At 74.0% G+C, this 17,235-nt stretch carries 15 protein-coding genes; 8 read left to right on the top strand and 7 right to left on the bottom strand.

Annotated features, from left to right (window positions below):
- Positions 1 to 31: 31 nt before the first annotated feature.
- Positions 32 to 1,303, bottom strand: coding sequence for a serine hydroxymethyltransferase (glyA, locus tag WME75_RS34685; protein WP_437479901.1), 1,272 nt, complete (start codon positions 1,301 to 1,303; stop codon positions 32 to 34).
- Positions 1,300 to 2,643 carry a dihydrolipoamide acetyltransferase family protein gene (locus WME75_RS34680; RefSeq protein WP_437479898.1) on the bottom strand — a complete coding sequence of 448 codons (1,344 nt, stop codon included), beginning with the start codon at positions 2,641 to 2,643 and terminating at the stop codon, positions 1,300 to 1,302. The genes glyA and WME75_RS34680 overlap by 4 nt, the downstream gene beginning before the upstream one ends.
- A 281-nt stretch (positions 2,644 to 2,924) precedes the next feature.
- On the opposite strand from WME75_RS34680, the gene WME75_RS34675 reads away from it, so the two are divergent.
- Complete coding sequence (locus WME75_RS34675) at positions 2,925 to 4,721, top strand: glycosyltransferase family 39 protein (RefSeq protein ID WP_437479895.1); 1,797 nt, start codon at positions 2,925 to 2,927, stop codon at positions 4,719 to 4,721.
- A gap of 49 nt (positions 4,722 to 4,770) precedes the next feature.
- On the opposite strand, the gene WME75_RS34670 is transcribed toward WME75_RS34675, so the two are convergent.
- Positions 4,771 to 5,073, bottom strand: coding sequence for a hypothetical protein (locus WME75_RS34670; protein ID WP_437479892.1), 303 nt, complete (start codon positions 5,071 to 5,073; stop codon positions 4,771 to 4,773).
- 81 nt (positions 5,074 to 5,154) lie between these two features.
- Positions 5,155 to 5,706 carry a hypothetical protein gene (locus WME75_RS34665; protein WP_437479891.1) on the bottom strand — a complete coding sequence of 184 codons (552 nt, stop codon included), beginning with the start codon at positions 5,704 to 5,706 and terminating at the stop codon, positions 5,155 to 5,157.
- Positions 5,707 to 6,081: 375 nt separating this feature from the next.
- Here WME75_RS34665 and WME75_RS34660 point away from each other — a divergent pair, with 375 nt between their 5' ends.
- The 5 genes from WME75_RS34660 to WME75_RS34640 all read left to right on the top strand — a co-directional run bounded on the left by WME75_RS34660 (position 6,082) and on the right by WME75_RS34640 (position 10,909).
- The gene (locus WME75_RS34660) at positions 6,082 to 7,128 is read left to right on the top strand and encodes a glycosyltransferase family 4 protein (RefSeq protein WP_437479888.1); all 1,047 of its coding nucleotides are present in this window, start codon (positions 6,082 to 6,084) and stop codon (positions 7,126 to 7,128) included.
- 62 nt (positions 7,129 to 7,190) lie between these two features.
- Positions 7,191 to 7,994, top strand: coding sequence for a class I SAM-dependent methyltransferase (locus WME75_RS34655; protein ID WP_437479885.1), 804 nt, complete (start codon positions 7,191 to 7,193; stop codon positions 7,992 to 7,994).
- Positions 7,995 to 8,060: 66 nt separating this feature from the next.
- The gene (locus WME75_RS34650; protein WP_437479883.1) at positions 8,061 to 8,711 is read left to right on the top strand and encodes a sigma-70 family RNA polymerase sigma factor; all 651 of its coding nucleotides are present in this window, start codon (positions 8,061 to 8,063) and stop codon (positions 8,709 to 8,711) included.
- Positions 8,698 to 10,044 (top strand): hypothetical protein, encoded by a 1,347-nt coding sequence (locus WME75_RS34645; protein ID WP_437479880.1) that lies wholly within the window; start codon positions 8,698 to 8,700, stop codon positions 10,042 to 10,044. The genes WME75_RS34650 and WME75_RS34645 overlap by 14 nt, the downstream gene beginning before the upstream one ends.
- Before the next feature lie 148 nt (positions 10,045 to 10,192).
- Positions 10,193 to 10,909 (top strand): hypothetical protein, encoded by a 717-nt coding sequence (locus WME75_RS34640; RefSeq protein WP_437479877.1) that lies wholly within the window; start codon positions 10,193 to 10,195, stop codon positions 10,907 to 10,909.
- A gap of 17 nt (positions 10,910 to 10,926) precedes the next feature.
- Here WME75_RS34640 and WME75_RS34635 read toward each other — a convergent pair whose 3' ends face one another.
- The 3 genes from WME75_RS34635 to WME75_RS34625 all read right to left on the bottom strand — a co-directional run bounded on the left by WME75_RS34635 (position 10,927) and on the right by WME75_RS34625 (position 14,540).
- A complete protein-coding gene (locus WME75_RS34635) occupies positions 10,927 to 11,229 on the bottom strand; it encodes a hypothetical protein (protein WP_437479874.1) in 303 nt (100 codons plus the stop codon).
- A gap of 363 nt (positions 11,230 to 11,592) precedes the next feature.
- Complete coding sequence (locus WME75_RS34630; protein WP_437479872.1) at positions 11,593 to 12,207, bottom strand: TonB family protein; 615 nt, start codon at positions 12,205 to 12,207, stop codon at positions 11,593 to 11,595.
- 59 nt (positions 12,208 to 12,266) lie between these two features.
- Positions 12,267 to 14,540 carry an ArnT family glycosyltransferase gene (locus WME75_RS34625; RefSeq protein ID WP_437479869.1) on the bottom strand — a complete coding sequence of 758 codons (2,274 nt, stop codon included), beginning with the start codon at positions 14,538 to 14,540 and terminating at the stop codon, positions 12,267 to 12,269.
- A gap of 195 nt (positions 14,541 to 14,735) precedes the next feature.
- Between WME75_RS34625 and WME75_RS34620 the strand changes: the two genes are divergently transcribed.
- Together WME75_RS34620 and WME75_RS34615 are read left to right on the top strand one after the other, a co-directional pair.
- Positions 14,736 to 15,395 carry a Uma2 family endonuclease gene (locus tag WME75_RS34620; protein ID WP_437479866.1) on the top strand — a complete coding sequence of 220 codons (660 nt, stop codon included), beginning with the start codon at positions 14,736 to 14,738 and terminating at the stop codon, positions 15,393 to 15,395.
- A gap of 148 nt (positions 15,396 to 15,543) precedes the next feature.
- A complete protein-coding gene (locus WME75_RS34615) occupies positions 15,544 to 17,217 on the top strand; it encodes a hypothetical protein (protein ID WP_437479863.1) in 1,674 nt (557 codons plus the stop codon).
- The last annotated feature ends 18 nt before the right edge of the window (positions 17,218 to 17,235 follow it).

Here is a 17,235-nt window from a genome sequence, read left to right as displayed (position 1 = left end):
TCGGGGGCTCGCCTCGTCGATCGTCGAGGTGTTACACGCGGATCCCGGGCGCCGGGAAGCCGCGGCAGAGCTCCGCGACCTCGGCGCCGATGCGCGCGATGCGCGCCTCATCGTTGATGTTCTGCGCCACGTCATCCATCCAGGCCGCCAGGCGCTCCATCTCGGCGACGCCCATGCCGCGCGACGTCACCGCCGGCGTGCCGATGCGGAGCCCCGACGGGTCGAACGGCTTGCGCGGGTCGAACGGGATCGAGTTGTAGTTCGCCACGATGCCCGCGCGATCGAGCGCCTGCGCATACGGCTTCCCGGCGATCCCCTTCGGGGTCATGTCGATCAGCAGGAGGTGGTTGTCGGTCCCTCCGGTGATGAGCCGGAAGCCGCGCGACTCCAGCGCGCGCCCGAGCGCCTGAGCGTTCTCGACGATCTGCTTCGCGTAGCCCCGGAACCCGTCCTCCGCGGCCTCCTTCGCGGCGACCGCGATGGCCGCCGTCGTGTGGTTGTGCGGCCCGCCCTGGAGGCCCGGGAACACCGCCTTGTCGATCGCGCTCGCGTGCTCCTTCTTGCACAGGATCATCGCGCCGCGCGGGCCCCGGAACGTCTTGTGCGTCGTCGACGTCACCACGTCGGCGATGCCCACCGGCGACGGGTGCACCCCGGCGGCCACGAGCCCCGCGATGTGCGCGATGTCCGCCGCCAGGATCGCCCCGACCTCGTCGGCGATCGCCCGGAACGCGGCGAAGTCGAGCGTGCGCGGGTACGCCGTCGTCCCGCACCAGATGAGCTTCGGCCGGTGGGCGCGCGCCAGGTCGCGGACCTGGTCGAGGTCGATGCGGTGATCGCTCTCGCGCACCCCGTAGGGGACGCTCTTGAAGTACTTCCCGGTGATGCTCACCGACCAGCCGTGGGTCAGGTGCCCGCCGGCGGGCAGGCCGAGGCCCATGATCGTGTCGTTCGCCTGCGCGAAGGCGAGATAGACCGCCAGGTTGGCCGGGCTCCCGGAGTAGGGCTGCACGTTCACGTGGTCGGCCCCGAACAGCTTGGCCACCCGCGTGCGCGCGAGCTCCTCGACCACGTCGACCTGCTGCTGGCCCTCGTAATACCGCTTGTGCGGGTAGCCCTCGGAGTACTTGTTCGTCAGCACCGAGCCCGTCGCCTCGAGCACGGCCCGAGACACGTAGTTCTCGCTGGCGATCAGCCGGAGCGTGTCCGCTTCCCGCCGCTCTTCCTTGCGGATCAGCTCGGCGATCTCCGGATCGACCTCGTCGAGCGGCCGCAGGCCCTGCACGTCGTTCTTCACGCTCATACCTCGAACTCCCCGCGTGAAAGGATGTCGGTGACGCGCCAGAGGAACGAGTTCGCCAGCACCCCGTCGATGATGCGGTGGTCGTAGGACAGCGCGAGGAACATGACCGGATGGATCGCGATCGAGTCCTCCTTGTCCTTCGTGACCACCACGACGCGCTTCTTGATCTCCCCCATCCGGAGGATGCCGACGTTCGGCTGTGAGATGATCGCGCCGCCGAACAGGTTGCCCTTGAGGCCGGGGTTCGAGACCGTGAAGGTCGTGTTCGCGAGATCGTCGGCCGTGATCTTGCCCGACTTCGCCCGCCCGGCCAGCTCGTCGATGCTCCTCGCGATGCCGCGCAGCGCGAGCTCGTCCGCGTGCTTGATGCTCGGGACGATGAGGCCGCCGGGCGTGTCCACCGCCACGCCGAGGTTGACGTCGCGCAGCACCACGTACGAGTTCTCGAGCACTCGAGCGTTGAGCTCCGGGTGCTCGCGCAGCGCGCGGACGGCCGCGGCGCAGATGAAGGACAGGAACGTCAGCGACGCACCCGCCTTCTTGAACTCGTCCTTGTGCGCGTCGCGCAGCTTCGACGTCTCGTGCAGGTCGACCTCGGCGACCGTCACCACGTGCGGCGACGTCACCTTGGAATAGACCATGTGGTCGGCGGTGATGCGGCGGCGCCGGCTGAAGGGCACCACCTTGTCGCCCGGCTTGGGCGAGTAGGGCGGCACCTTGTACGCGCCGAACCCGACGCCGGGCACCGGCGGCACGAACCCGCCGCTCGCCTGGATGAGCTGCGACAGCTCCGCCGCCGGGCTCGCCGCGCCTGCCGGCTGGGGCGGCGCGCTCACCTTCGGCGCCGGCGCCGGCTCGGCGGTTGCGCCGTGCGCCGCGCGGATCACGTCATCGCGGGTGATCCGGCCGTGGTCGCCTGTCCCCTGCACGCCGCGCAGGTCGACGCCCGACTCGAGCGCCAGCTTCTTCGTCGAGGGGCTCGACAGCGGGCGGGCGCTCTCATCATGTCCGTTGCTGCCCTGCGCCGGCGCTGGCGCTGGCGCCGGCGAGCCGGCTGCGGCCGCGCTCGGCGGGCGGGGCTCCGCTGTGGCCTGCGACTCCGCCGCCGCCTCGTCGATCTGGCAGAGCAGACCTTCCTTGGCGACGACGGTTCCCTCGGCCACCGCGATCCGCGCGACACGGCCGGCGATCGGCGCCGGGATCTCCGTGTCTGCCTTGTCGGTCGCTACCTCGAGCAGCGGCTGCTCGCGCTTGACGAAATCGCCCTCGCGCACGAGCCACCTCGAGACGGTCCCCTCGAGCACGCTCTCGCCGAGCTGTGGCATGCGAACATCGACCATCGCTTCTCGCTCCTCCAACGCACCCGGCCGTGAGCGCCCGTTTCTCGGGCAACGGCGGCACGGTCGTATACGCCGCCCGTCCTTCGAGAGCAACGACACAGTGTTCGCCCGCTGCGCATCCTTTTCGGGTCTATTCATCCTGCCGGTGCCCGCGCCGCGCTCAGCCGTCGGGGCGTCTCGGCGACGGCGAGCCGCCCCGCCGAGACGCCCGGCGCAGGAAGGCTGGAACCGCACGTCGACGCACCTAGACGCTGGCGCGCCCCAGCCGGTAAAAGGGCCCGGTGCGTGACGCCGCGCCGGATGGTACCGCGGTCCCTCGTCCTCGGGCCACCTCGACCGAGATCGCGCGCGAGCGCCTCGCCGCCAGGCCGGCGCGCGTCCCGGGCTCGCAGGCGATCCATGCGATCTCGCTCGGCGCCATCGCGTTCCTGCTGCTGCAGATCCTGACCTACGGCTACGGCCGCGATCAGGGCATCTACGCCATGGTCGCGCGCGCGGTGCTCGACGGTGGCATGCCGTACCGCGACGCGTTCGACTTCAAGCCGCCCGGCATCTTCTTGATCTACGCGCTCGCGCGCGCGCTCTTCGGCCCGGCGCAGTGGGGCATCCGCGTCCTCGAGGTCCTCGGCCTCGCCGGCATGTGCCTCGCGATGACGTCGCTCGCCGGCCGCGTCTTCGGCGACCGCCGGATCGGGGTCGTCGCCGCCGCGCTCGCCGTGCTCGTGCACGCCCAGCTCGATTTCTGGCACACGGCGCAGCCCGAGTCGTTCGGCGGCGTGCTCACCGTCGTCGCCCTGCTCGTGGCCACGCCGCGCGGCCGCGCCGGCGCGCCCCGTCCCGCGCCGGGCGCCGCCGCGCTGATCGCGTCGGGCGTGCTCTTCGGCGCCGCCGGGCTCCTCAAGCCGCCCCTCGCCGGCGGCGGCGTCGTGCTCGCCGCCGCGCTGGCCGCGCCCGCCCTCGTGGAGCTCGCGCGGCGCGGCTCGGCGCTCGCGCGGCGCGGCCCGGCGCGCGGCGCCGGAGGGGGCGCGCTCGAGGCTGCCCGGCCCGCGATCGAGGACGCGCCGGCGCGCCGGGCCGCGACCGCGCTCCTCTGGGCGGCGCTCCGGCCTGCCCTGCTCATCGCGCTGGGCGGCGTGCTCCCCGTGCTCGCCTGCGTCGCGTGGTTCGCCGCGAAGGGGGCGCTCGGCGATCTGTGGGAGGTCCTCTTCGTCTTCACGCCGCACTACACCGCGCTCGGGTGGCGCGACGCGAGCGTGCTCGACCTGGCGTGGCACGGCGTCGGCGAGTGGCTCATCCGGTACTCCGGCCCGATCGCGCTCGGGCTGGTCTGCCTGCTCGCGCTGCACCCGGATCGCCACGAGCGGGCGGGCGTGGCGCTGCTCTCGGGCGTGATCGCCATGCACCTCGTCGGCGTGGTGATGCAGGCGAAGTTCTTCCCCTACCACTACGGGGCCACCTGGCCGCTCACCGCGATGCTCGCGGCGCTCGGCCTCTGGAAGGCATGGCAGCGCTGCGTTCGGCACGGCGCGCGGGCGGCCGCCGCGCTCGTCGCGGCGCTCGTCGCGAGCGCCTTCGCCCGCTCTGCGACAAAGGACGTGGCCGACGACTACATCGACCGCTGCGCCGAGCGGATCGCGCTGCTCGCCGCGGGCGCGCGGGACCAGGACCGGCTCGATCGCCTCGCCTCGGCCGCCGACGTCAACGCCGCGGCGAACCGCGCGGTCGCGGCGTGGCTCCGCGAGCGCGTCGCGCCGGGGCGCCCCGTGTTCGTGTGGGGCTTCGAGCCGGTGGTCTACGACCTCGCCGATCGCCCGCCGGCGACGCGATACCTCTACAACGTCCCGCAGCGCGCGGCGTGGGCCCGGCAGGAGGCGCGCGATGCGCTGATGCGCGACCTCGCCGCGAGCCCTCCGACCGCGATCGTGGTCGAGCGCTACGACGTCTTCCCCTCGGTGACAGGCGACGCGATCGACTCGCGCGACACGCTGGACGGCTTCCCGGAGCTGGCGGGTCTCATCGACGATCGTTACGAGCTCGCCGTGGGCATCGAGGATTTCGAGATCTACCTGGAGCGCTGAGGGCGGCGCGGTCGATGCCGCCCTCGGCGCCGTCGAGGACGCCGTCCTCTCAACGGGGCTCCTGGCAGACCTGGTCGATGCACACCCCGGTGGGGCAGTCCGCGTGGACCAGGCACTGCACGCAGACCCCGCCGGCGTTGCACAGCCCGCCGTCGCCCAGGGAGCACGCGGTGCCGACCGCGGCCGGCTCGTGGATCGGGGAGCCTTCGCGGCAGGAGTCGGCCGTGCACTCGCTGCGGTCGTCGGGCACGTCGTCGTCGTCGTCGACCTCCGCGACCGCGCCGCCGCCGTCGCAGAGGCGCTCGCTGCAGTCGCCGGTCATCTGCATCTCCGCGGGGGTCCCTGCGGCCACGGGCTCGGTGGCGCACCCGCCGTCGACGCACCTCGCGACCGCGCACTCGCTCGCCGGCTCGGAGCAGTCCGCGTCGTCGGTTCAGAGGTCGCCGCCGGACCCGCCGTCGCCGCCGCCGTTGCCACCGACTCCAGCGTCGCCGCCGTCACCTCCGACTCCGCCGACTCCGCCGTCGCCGCCACCGCCGGAGCCACCGCCGGAGCCACCGCCGCCACCGTCGCCACCGCCGGAGCCACCGTTGCCACCGCCGGAGCCACCGTTGCCACCGTTGCCACCGCCGGAGCCACCGTTGCCACCGCCGGAGCCACCGTCGCCCCCGGCTCCACCGTCGCCCCCGGCGCCGCCGTCGCCCCCGGCTCCACCGTCGCCCCCGGCTCCGCCGTCGCCCCCGGCTCCGCCGTCGCCCCCGGCTCCGCCGTCGCCCCCGGAGCCGCCCCCGCCGCCGTCATTGCCGTCGCCCCCGGCTCCGCCGTCGCCCCCGGAGCCACCCCCGCCGCCGTCATTGCCGCCGACGCCGCTCTCTCCTCCGGCGCCTCCTTGTGCGCCGCTCCCGCCCGTACCCTCGCCGATCAGGCTGCGATCGGGCATCGTGAACAGCTGGCAGCCCGAGGTGGCCAGCAGCGAAATGCTCAAGGCGAGCGCGGATCCGTATCGATTCGATCTCGAAGTCATGGTCCACCTGTGTGCAGGTTGGCTGGGCGCCGCAGACCGTCGACGCTTCCCGCGCTGCCCCGCGGCGCGGACGAGCGGGCGGGCATCCTAGACGCACCGGACGCCTGTTGAAAGCGCGCCGCGCCGCCCGTCGCGGGGCCGAACCGCGCTGGCCGGCGGCGGCCCTGCGGCGTCGAGGCGGCTGACCCCCGCGCGCTCCTCGCTGGGGCGGGCGGGGGCCCCCTGCTGGCATGCTCGTTGATGTGTCGGACCCAGGGCATGCGCTCCGCCTCGAGCGGGGCCGAGCATGACGACCCGGTCGCGGCGCGGCGCCGCGGCGATCGAGGAGCAACGAGCATGCGAATCGCGATCATCTCCACCCCGTTCATCCGGGTGCCGCCCTCCGGATACGGAGGGACCGAGCTGTTCTGTTACGAGCTCGCCGAGGGGCTGTCGGCGCGCGGGCACGAGGTGACGCTCTTCGCGACGGGCGATTCGGTGGTCACCTGCCGCCGCCGGTCGCTCTACGGGAGCCCGTGCTGGCCTCCCACGCCGGAGGACGAGGTCAACCACGTCGCGTGGGCCGTGTCCGAGATCGCGCGGGAGCACAGGTTCGACCTGATCCACGTGAACAGCCCGATCGCCGTCCCGTTCACCCGCTTCGCTGGCGTCCCGGCCGTGCAGACCTTGCACCACGCGTCCTGCGACGAGAGCTCGCGCATCTACGCGCAGCACCCGGAGGTCGCGTACGTGGCCATCAGCGAGCGGCAGCGCTCCCTCGAGATCGCGCTCCCGCGCTCGTGCGTGATCCACCATGGTGTCACGTCGGCGCGCTATCCGGCGAGCCTGGCCGACGAGGGCTACCTCGCGCACCTCGGCCGTTATGCCGATGAGAAGGGGACCCACCTCGCCCTCGACATCGCGAGGGCCGCGGGCATGCAGCTCCGGCTCGCCGGCCGCGCGCACCCCAAGGATCGTCTCTACTATCTTCAGGAGGTGGCCCCGCGCCTCCGGGAGCACGGGGCATCGGACCTCGGGGAGATGGACCACCGTCGCAAGGTCTCGCTCCTGCGCGGGGCGCGCGCCGTCCTCTGCCCGCTCCAGTGGGAGGAGCCGTTCGGCCTGATCGCCATCGAGGCCATGCTCTGCGGCACCCCGGTGCTCGGCTTTCGCCGCGGCTCTTTCCCCGAGATCGTCGACGAGGGGGTCACGGGCTTCCTGGCCGCGCCGGGCGACGCCGCGCGCCTCGCCGCGCTCGCGACGGGGCTCGCGCGCTTCGATCGCGCCGCCTGCGCGCGCCGCGCCCGCGAGCGCTTCAGCAGCACCGTGATGGTGGGGAGGTACGAGGCGCTCTACCGGACCGTGACCGGCCCGCGGCGCGCCCAGGGCTTCAGGGCAGCATGAGCCCCGCGGGGCCGCGCTCGCGCGGGTCTCCGGGGCGTGAGGCGCCGTGGTAAGAGGCGGCCATGAACGAGCTCTTGCAGGCCCTGCTCCGGCGCCCGGCGCTCGGGCGCGCGGCGCGGGCCGCGTCGGACTGGGTGGATCTCCAGCTCACCCATGTCGTGGGCTCGCTCGCTCGCCTCGCCCCGCGGGCGCGCGGGCGGCTGCTCGACGTCGGCTGCGGCGACAAGCCGTATGAGCGCCTCTTCCTCCCCCACGTCCTCGAATACCTCGGCGTGGAGCACGAGGCGACCTTCGGCGCCACGGCCGCGCGCTCGCGCGGCAAGGCCGACATGCTCTATGACGGCGAGCGGCTGCCCTTCCCCGACGCGAGCTTCGACACCGTGCTGAGCGTGCAGGTCCTCGAGCACACCCCCCGCCCGGAGGCGCTCGTCGCCGAGATGGCGCGCGTCCTCCGCCCCGGCGGCCTGCTCATCCTGAGCGCGCCCTTCTCGTTCCGCCTGCACGAGGAGCCGCACGACTACTTCCGTTTCAGCCCCCACGGCCTCCGCGCGCTGTGCGGCCGCGCCGGCCTGATCATCGAGGAGCTCTGCCCCCACGGCAGCCTCTGGAGCCTGCTCGGGCACAAGGTGAACAGCTACCTGGCGCTCCAGGTCGCGCAGATCGGCGGCGTCGCGCAGGCGATGGGCAAGCTCGGCCATGAGGCCTCCGAAGGCCGCGAAGCGCGCCTGTGGACGCTGCCGCTGGTCGCGCCGGCCATGATCGCGGTGGCCGCGGGCGCGCGCGTGCTCGATCGCGCGCTGCCCGATCCCACCGAGACGCTCGGCTTCACCCTGGCGGCGCGGCGGTCTTCGGCCCCGGCAGCCTGAAGTCGAGGGCGACGATTCAGGAAACTGCCGGCCGGCTCGTGTGTGATGGCAGCAAGGGACCCGTCCTTGCGCAGCCACGACCTCGCCTCCTCGGACGTCGCCGAGGTGCTCCGTCCGCTCTCCTGCGAGCAGCGGTCGGATGCGCCTCCGCCGCCCGGCACGGCCTCCGGGCGCCCGGCCGAGGCGGCGCCGGCCTCGCGGTCGGCCGGGGCGGTCGAGGCGCTCTACCGCCGTCACCACCGGCTCGTGCACCGGCTGGCGCTCCGCTACGGCAAGGGAAACGTGGCGTGGGCCGAGGACGTCACGCAGGACGTCTTCCTCGACCTGTTCAAGGCGCTGCCCACCCTCACCGATCTCGACGACCTCGAGGGCTGGCTGTACCGGGCCACCACGAACCGCTGCTTCAACCGCCTGCGGCGCGAGCGCTTCCTCGCGCTCGCCCCGGTGCGCTGGCTGCTCGGCGCGCACCAGCAGGAGCCCCGGCCGCCGGACGTGCTCGCCATCGCCCGCGACGACCTCCGGCGCGCGTTCGACGCGCTGAACGCGCTGCCGATCAAGGAGCGGATCGCGTTCTCGATGTACTACCTCGACGGCAAGGAGCAGGAGGAGATCGGGCGGGTCCTCGGCCACTCGAAGAGCTACGTCTGCAAGCTCATCCAGCGGGCGGTGCAGCACGTCGGCGGCGCCGGATGGAAGGTGGATCATGGCGACGTCTGATCGCGACGACCTCGTCGCGCAGCTGCGGGCGCTCGACGAGCAGCTCGCCGGCGTGGCGCCGCGGCCCGAGATCGAGGCGCGGCTCCGCGCGCGCCTCTGCGCCCCCGAGGCGGGCCCGGCGCGGTCCGCGCTGCGGGGCGCCTGGGGCCTCCGGCGCCCGATCGCGGTCGGCCTTGTCGCGGCCGCGGCGCTCGCGTTCGGCCTCGACGACGGCGCCCGGAGCGCGGTGGAGCGCTGGGGCGTGGCCGCCCGCAGGCTGGCCGCGCCCGCCGATCCGATCGCCGGCGAGCCCCGCGCCGACGGCGGCCGAGCGGAGCCCGGTCCCGCGCGGCCCAGCGTGCCCCCGCCGCCCGCGCCGGTGGCCCCCGCGCCCGCCCCGCGCCGCCGCGCGCTCCCGCTCGATCCGCGCCGGCGGGCCGAGGACGCGCCGCTGGCGGACATCGAGGGCTCGCCCCGGGCGGCGCCGGACCGCTTGCCTGGCCCGAGCCGCACGCCGGTGCAGCCGAGGCGCGGGCCCGCGCTGGCGCCCCGCGACGTCGGCGATCTCGGGCCGTCCAGTGTCGGCGAGCTGCCGCTCTTTCCGGTGCCCCGGCCCGAGGAGCGCGGCCCCGGCGCGGCCGGTCGCGCGGGCGACGAGGAGACCGCGCGCGCGGGCGACGAGGAGGGCGCGAGCACGCGCGACGAAAAGGGCGCGAGCACGCGCGATGAGGAGGGCGCGAGCACGCGCGACGAGGAGGGCGCGCCCCGCGAGCCGGCCGAGGCGCTGGACACCGAGTGCACCGACGCCGAGGCGCTGAAGGAGAGGGCGCGCGGCGCGTGCGAGGGCGCGTTGCGCGAGCTGGCCGAGGTCGACCTGCGCGACGCCTGCGGCGACGGGCTGTTCCGGCGCGTCGAGTACCGCTGCGTCGAGCCGGCCGAGTGCATCTCGGGGACGCTCGGCGACGGGGTGGCCTGCCAGGACCCGAACGCGCTGATCGCGCAGGGCACCCCGATCTGCGAGGAGGCCGGGCTGGTCCTGCGCGACCTCCAGTTCGACAAGGGAGATTATGAAGTGTGCGGCGGGGGCGTGCGCGAGGCGACGTACCTGTGCTGCCCGCCGTGGCCGGCGCCGCCGCCGCCGGAGGAGCCGCCGCCGCCTCCGCCGCCGTGGGACGGCCCCGGCTGCACCGCCGGCCTGGTGGGCGACGGGGTGACGTGCGAGGACCCGACCGCGCTGAAGGACGAGGCCTTCGCGATCTGCCAGGCGCTGGGGCTGCCGCTCCGCTACTTCGATGCTGCGAGCATGCCGTGCGGGGCGGGAGCGCTCCGGGCGGCCTATGCCTGCTGTCCGTAGCCGAGGTCCGCACGAAACGACGCGTGTCCAGGAAACTGGAGCTCGGCTCGCGGTTGGATCCTGGCGAATGACGACGCGGCGCCGCGCGATGCAGCGGGCCGCGCGTCACAGCCATCCTCGCGGCTCACGGCGAGGCCAGGGAGATCTCATGCGATTGGATCATCGGTCGATTGCCGTCCTCTCGGTCGCTGGCGCCGCGCTCCTCGCGGGTTGCTCGACCGGTACCCGGTCCGGCGATGGCCTCGACGCGACCACCGCCGGGCAGGGCGTTTCCCCCGACGGCAAGGACCTCGACACGAGCACCGCCGAGGCGGGCGCGACGCCCGGAGTCGAGGCGGGCGCGACGCCCGGAGTCGAGGCGGGCGCGGGCGCGACGCCCGGAGAGGAGGAGGCCTGCTCCGGCGGTCTCCTGTTCGACGGGGTGACCTGCGCGGACGACTGCACGAGCGGTGTCCTGGGCGACGGGGTGACGTGCCAGGACCCGAGCGCGCTGATCGCGCAGGGCACCCCGATCTGCGAGGAGGCCGGGCTGGTCCTGCGCGACCTCCAGTTCGACAAGGGAGATTACGAAGTGTGCGGCGGGGGCGTGCGCGAGGCGACGTACCTGTGTTGCCCGCCGTGGCCGGCGCCGCCGCCGGAGGAGCCGCCGCCGCTTCCGCCGCCGCTTCCGCCGCCGTGGGAAGGTCCCGGCTGCACCGCCGGCCTGGTGGGCGACGGGGTGACGTGCGAGGACCCGACCGCGCTGAAGGACGAGGCCTTCGCGATCTGCCAGGCGCTGGGGCTGCCGCTCCGCTACTTCGATGCTGCTGCGAGCGTGCCGTGCGGGGCGGGCTCGCTCCAGGCGGTCTATGCCTGCTGTCCGTAGCCGGACTCCCGATCTGGCTACGGCCCCGGGACGAGCTCCGTGGCGATGCGCTCCACGCTCCGCATCAGCGCCTTGATCTGATCGCCGACGACCGGATCGGCGTCCTCCACGAGCCCTTCGAGCTGCTTGAGCACGGGCGGCAACCCCTCCGCGGTGACCTCGTGGATGCGCTCGCCTCCGAGCTTCGCCTCGATACGGGCGAGCTCGTCCTTGAGCTCGCCGAGCGCCTGGGACACATGCTCCCTGTTCAGCACGTGCTCGTGGCGCGAGAGCTCATAGGCTATCGCGAGGGCGCTCCGGACATCCCGCTGAACTTCCATCCGCTCCATGCTTCTCCCCCCGTGTCGTCCCCGGCGATAGTGGATCTCGAACACGACCGGCCGCGGGCATCGCGCCGCCCCGGCCGCCGGTGGTGGCCTCATTGGCCCCGGAGTGATTCACAGGAAGGCGGGAAGGCAGGAAGTTCATTGATCTCTTCTTCCCGCCTCCCCGCCTTCCCGCCTTCATGTCCAAATCCGGCCACCACCCGGCCGCCAGCCCGTAGCAGCTTCCGTGCCCTCGCCGGCATGGGCGCCCTGCTCGGCCGAGCCCGGGCGAGTGCATTGCATGGGCGCGTGCGCTCGGCGCGGCCACGCGGACAAACCGCCTCCCTGTGAATTTTCCGAAAAATTCGAGGGGATTCCTCAGGGTTGCAACAGCTCGACGCCGCTGAACTCGATGGGAAAGGTGATGACGGTCGTCATCCCGCCTTGCGGCGGGGGGAACTCCATCTTCTCGAACGCATCGGCCACGCAGCGGTCGACCTGCTGGTTCTTCGCCGTCGACCTCACGACGTCTGCCTTGTTGACCTTGCCGCTCGGGCCGATCGTCGCCTTGACGGTCACCTTCCCGACGAACTTCGGCGAGCTCTTGACGCCGATCTTGTAGCACTCGTCGAACTGCTGGCCGTATTTCTCCACGACGTCGCGGACCTGCGCTTCCGAGAGGTTGCCCCCCAGCGTCCCGGTCGCGGTGGCCGCCCCGGGCTTCACGTTCCCGTCGCCCCTCGGGGCGGCCGGCTTCGGCGCGGCCGCCTCGACCGGCACGGCCGCCCCGGGGACCTGCGAGGCCGGCGGGGGCGTCTCGCTGCCAGCGGGCGTCGGGCCCGCCGTCGTCAGGGACGTCGTGCCGGTCGGCTCGGCGGATGTCGTGCCCGCCGGCTCCGGCGGTGCGGGCTGCGCCGGCGCCTGGGCGGGTGGCGGCGCGCAGCCCGCCGCGAGCGCGAGGACCAGAACCAGACCTGTTCGGCGAGAGCTCATGCCCGAAGGTAAAACCGGAATGCGGGGCCTTGTCCACGAGGATGGCGGCGCGTCCCCGCTCAGCGCAGTCGCAGCACCTCGACCTCCGGCGCGCCGCCGCTGTCGACGAGCCGCGGCGCGCGACCCCGGTCGCGGGCCCTCAGCGATGCCCAGAACACCTCCGTCCCCGGTCGCTTCCGGATCGGCACCGGATCGGCATAGAGGAAGCCCGCCCTCCAGCGCTGCGGCGAGATCGCCGTCGGGAGGCCGACCTCGCGGTCGACAGGGTCCGCCATCGTCGTGGACAGCGGGGCGCGCTCGACGACCCGGGAGCGCACCGTGAGCGCCACGTCGCTCGTCGCGGGCCCGCCCGCGCGCACGACGATCGTGAGCAGCGAGCGCGCGCCCTCGTGGAACGTCGTCCCGAGCAGCTCCGTGCCGTCGTCGAACCGCGCCCCGAGCGGCGCGAGCGCGGCGGTGATCTCGGTGAGGAGCGCCGCCGCGCGCGCGTCGTCGCCCGCTGCCAGCGCGATGTTGTGCGCGATCCGCTTCTGTTCCAGCGTCTCCGGCGGCCCGGCCGGCGGCTCCGCCGGCTGTCCGAAGTGCGTGCGGAGCTCCCACGTGAGGAACGGGTCCGGCACGATCTCGCGCTCGGGCTCGGTGCCCGAGACGAGGTACCAGGCGAGCAGCCCCGGCTCCCGCTCGCGGAAGGAGAACGCCTCGATGCCGCGCGCCCCCTGCGCCGGCGCGGGCGTCGGGGCGCCCGCGACGAGCGCCCAGAACGGGCCCACCGCCGTGATGTCGAAGCGCCGCGCGAGGCTCGCCTGCTCCCGGTCGAGCAGGAAGCGCGTGTCCGCGAGGTAGGCGCCGCGCGACGGCGTCTCCTTCGGCGCGGGCCGGGTCGGCTTCACGACGCGCCCGCCGAGCGCCCAGACCTGGGCCCAGGTGGCCTTCATGCCCTCGTGCATCTCGACGGGCGCGCCCTCGGGCAGCCTCGGCGCGAGCCACCGCAGGAACGCCGTCTTCGCCCCGTCGGAGTGGATGAGCTGCCCCCGCTCGTTGAAGCGCCCGCCCGTCTCGCGCGCGTACCGCAGCGCCGGGAGCCCGTCGCGCAGGACGGCGGCGAGCGGCGCGAGCCACAGCGCGAGCGCCACGAGCGCCGGCCCCGCGGGCGGCGGCGCAGCGCCGTGGGCCAGCGGCGCGGCGGCGGCGCGCTCGAGCAGCGCCGCGCCGGTCTCGACGAGGGCGGCGGCGGCGAGGGCGAAGTAGGCCCCGAAGTAGTGCGGCCAGAAGATGTGGACGTCGGCGCCCTGGCGGAAGACGACGTACTGCACCGTCGCCGTCGCGAGGTAGAGCAGCGGCAGCGCGTCGTGCTCGCGCCGGAGCAGGACGAGCCGCGCGGCGCAGACGATCGCGGCGAGCTTTCCTGCGGCGATGGCGATCGGCGTGAACGAGAGCTCGATCCAGTACCGCCGGCTCGCGAGCACCTTGGCGAGCGGCTCGGCGTTGCCCGAGGAGCGGAACCCGTAGCTCCCCAGGAGGTCGCCGAGCTTGCCGGCCTGGTGGAACAGGGCGAGGTAGAGCGCGGCGGTCAGCGCGGCGACGAAGGCGGTGAGCACCCACCACTGCGCGTAGCGCCGATCGTGGATCGGGCCGAAGAAGCGCTTCGGGAGCAGAAAGGCCCGGATCGCGCCGAACGTGAGCAGCCCGCTCGTGAGCACGAACGCGGGCCAGTCGGCGTGCATCCCGAGCGCGAGCCCGAGCGCGCTCACCGCGAGGTAGCGGCGCCGGGACGTCTGCGTCAGCCGGACGTATCCCCAGAGCCCGAGCAGCGTCCAGGCCATGACCGGGACCTCGAGCGCGTTGAGGTTCGCGAACGCCAGCGTGATCGGCAGGACGACGAACGACGCCGCCGCGGCCGCCCCCGCGGCGGGCCGGTAGACGCTCCGGCCGATGGCGTAGAGCAGGGGCGGCGTCGCGGCGCTCAGCAGGACGGCGGGCAGGCGGCAGATGACGTCGTGCCGCCCGAAGACCTCCATGAACGCGGCGGTCGTCCAGAAGATCCCCCAGGGGTGGTGGCAGTAGTACATCGCCGGCGCCGGCCGGCTCGCGGTGTACTCCCACACGGGCCCGAGGATCTCCCAGCGGAGCATGTTCTCCGCGATGATCCCGACGCCCGCCGACGACGCGTAGTGGCCGGCGAGCAGGGGCCCGAACATCTCCCACGCGGCCGCGAGCGCGAACCACGCCGTCGCGACGGCGGTGACGGCGAGCGCCGCTCGGGTCTCGAGGCGGGAGGCGGCGGGGAGGCCGCGCAGATCGGCTGGGCGGGGGGCGGGGCGCGGGGGGAGCAACTTGCGCGCAGCCTACCGTCGATGTGGCCTTCGGGAGAGGTGAGAAGCTCCCGCTGCGCCGCCCGTCGAGATCGATCCGCCCCCCTTCGGGAAGGCCGCGCCGGCAGGTCGCGACCTCTCCACCGTGGGATGCCCGCGCAGCGGGGCCGGCGGCGAGGCGCCAGCCTCCCGGGCGCCTCGTGGTAGCTTTGGATCATGCATCAGGGCGCAATCGACAATGTCCCGCCCGGCCGGCCCATGACCCTCGCCGAGTGGGAAATCATGCCGGAAGACGAGCCGGGAGAGCTTGTCGGCGGACGCCTCGTGGAGGAAGAGGTGCCTGACTTCGTGCACGAGCTGGTCGTCGGCTGGCTCATCGAGACCCTGCGACGCTGGCTCGCTCAGACCGGCGGGTTCGTGTTCGCCTCCGGGGCCAAGTTCGCGCTGCAGGGCACGCGCGGTCGCAAACCGGACCTCTCGGTGTTCCTCCCGGGCGAGCCCAGGCCTCCCCGCCGGGGTGCCGCGCGCACCCCGCCCGCCGTCATGGTCGAGGTCGTCTCTCCGGCGCCGCGGGACGTGCGGCGCGATCGCGTCGAGAAGGTGAAGGAGTACGCCTCCTTCGGCGTGCGGTTCTACTGGATCGTGGACCCGCAATTCAGGACCGTCGAGATCCTCGAGCTCGACGCGAGCGGCCGCTACACGCACGCGGCGAGCGCCGCGAGCGGGGTGCTCCGACCCGTGCCCGGGTGCGAGGGCCTGTCGCTCGATCTCGACGCGCTCTGGTCCGAGGTCGATGGCCTGCTCGGCGCGGAGGAGCCGCCCGTCTCCAGCACGGAGGACGAGGCCTCCGGCCCGGAGGGCGAAGAGGACCCCTGATCTGCAGATCCCCCCGGAGCGCGAGCGGCCGCCCCCGGGCGCATCCCGCGCGCCGCGCTCCCGGTGACGCGCGGCCGTCGCGGGCCCTGCGAGGCGAGCGGCCGAACGGAATCCCCGAGCGGTTCCGAGATGGTAGCTTCCCGCCACCTTGGGTACCCCCTCCCTCCCGGCGGAGCCTCCGGCCGCGCCCGGCCCCGCGCGTCGCGCGCGCTCCGGCCCGCTGCGCCGCGCCGCGGGCGCCGCGCGTCGCGCGCCCCTCGGCGCGGCGCTCGCGCTCGTCGTCGTCGCCGCGTCCGTCCTTGTGATCGCCGTCCCGCTCGCCGTCGTCCGCTATCCGCCGATGACCGATCTCCCGTTCCACGCGGCCCAGACGGCGGCGCTCGGGCACTACCTCGATCCGGCGTGGCACTTCCGCGAGCAGTTCACGCTCCAGCCGCTCGCGGTCCCGTACCTGTCGATGTACGCGCTTGGCGCCCTGCTCATGCTCGTCCTTCCTCCCGTGGCCGCGGTGAAGGTCGCGGCGGCGGCGATGCTCGCGCTCTTGCCTGCGGGCCTCGCCGTCCTCTTCCACGGCCTGAAGCGGAGCCCCCTGCTCGGCGTCCTCGGCCTCCTACTCGTCTGGTGCAACCTCACGCACTGGGGCTTCCTCAACCACATGGGCGCGCTCGGCCTCTTCGCGATGGTCGTCGGCCTGACGCTCCTGCTGCTCGATCGCCCCTCGCGCGGCCGCCAGATCGCGCTCGCGCTCGCGCTCGTCGCGCTGTTCTTCACCCACGTCTTCCGCTTCCCGTTCGCGATCGCCGCCGTGATCGGCACGGCGATCGTCGTGTTCCCGGCGACGCGGCGGCTCCGCCCCATCGCGCTGCCGCTCGCGCCCTCGCTGGTCCTCTTCGCCGTGTGGCTCGCGGTCCGGACCGACACCCTGCACGGCGCGCCCTTCGCGCCCGCGCTCCACTGGGAGCGGCTCGGCGAGATCCCCTCGCTCCTGTTCACGAGCTTCACCGATCCCGCCGAGGCGGCGGCGGCCCACCGGGCGGCGCGTCTCGTGCTCGCCGCGCTGCTCGTGTGCGCCGGCGGCGCCGCCGCGCAGCTCGCCGGCGCCTCCGCCGCGCCCTCGCCCGCGCTCGCCGCGGACGCGCGGCGGCGGGCCTTCGCGCGCCTCGCGGCCCTCGTCCCGGTCGCCTGCGCGGCGGTGTTCCTGGGCCTGTTCCTCAGCCTGCCGCTGCAGATCGGCCTCTGGTGGTACGTCTACCCGCGCGAGATCGTCGCGGCCCTGTTCCTCGGCCTCGGCGCCTTTCCGGACCTGCCGCGATCGCCCTGGCTCAAGGTGCCGGCCGTGCTCGCGCTGTCGGCCGCGGCGATCTCCCTCGGCGCCGTGGTGCGCGACAACTACCGCCGCTTCGACCACAGCACGCGGGACTTCGACGCCATCATCGCCCGCATCCCGCGCGCGCCCAGGCTGCTCTACCTCGTCTTCGATCACGGCGGCTCGACCCGGTCGACGACCCCGTTCATCCATCTCCCCGCCTGGGTCCAGGCCACGCGGGGCGGCTGGCTCAGCTTCCACTTCGCCGTCTGGGACGCCTCGCCGGTCGCCTACCGGCCTCGCTCGGAGCCGGGCGCCGTCGTCCCGCCGCCGACGCCGCTCCGGTGGGAGTGGACGCCGGAGAAGTTCGACGTGCGGCGCCACGGCGCCTTCTTCGACTGGTTCCTCGTCCGCCGCCGGGCGGGGGCCGATCACCTCTTCGCGAAGGACCCGAGCATCGTCCCCGTCGATCACGTCGGCGACTGGTGGCTCTACCGCCGCAGCGACGCGCCGTAGCGAGCGCCCCGGTCCGGG

The organism is Sorangium sp. So ce1014, assembly GCF_051521505.1.
Lineage (GTDB): Bacteria > Myxococcota_A > Polyangia > Polyangiales > Polyangiaceae > Sorangium.
This window is presented reverse-complemented; position numbering and strand designations above follow the sequence as displayed.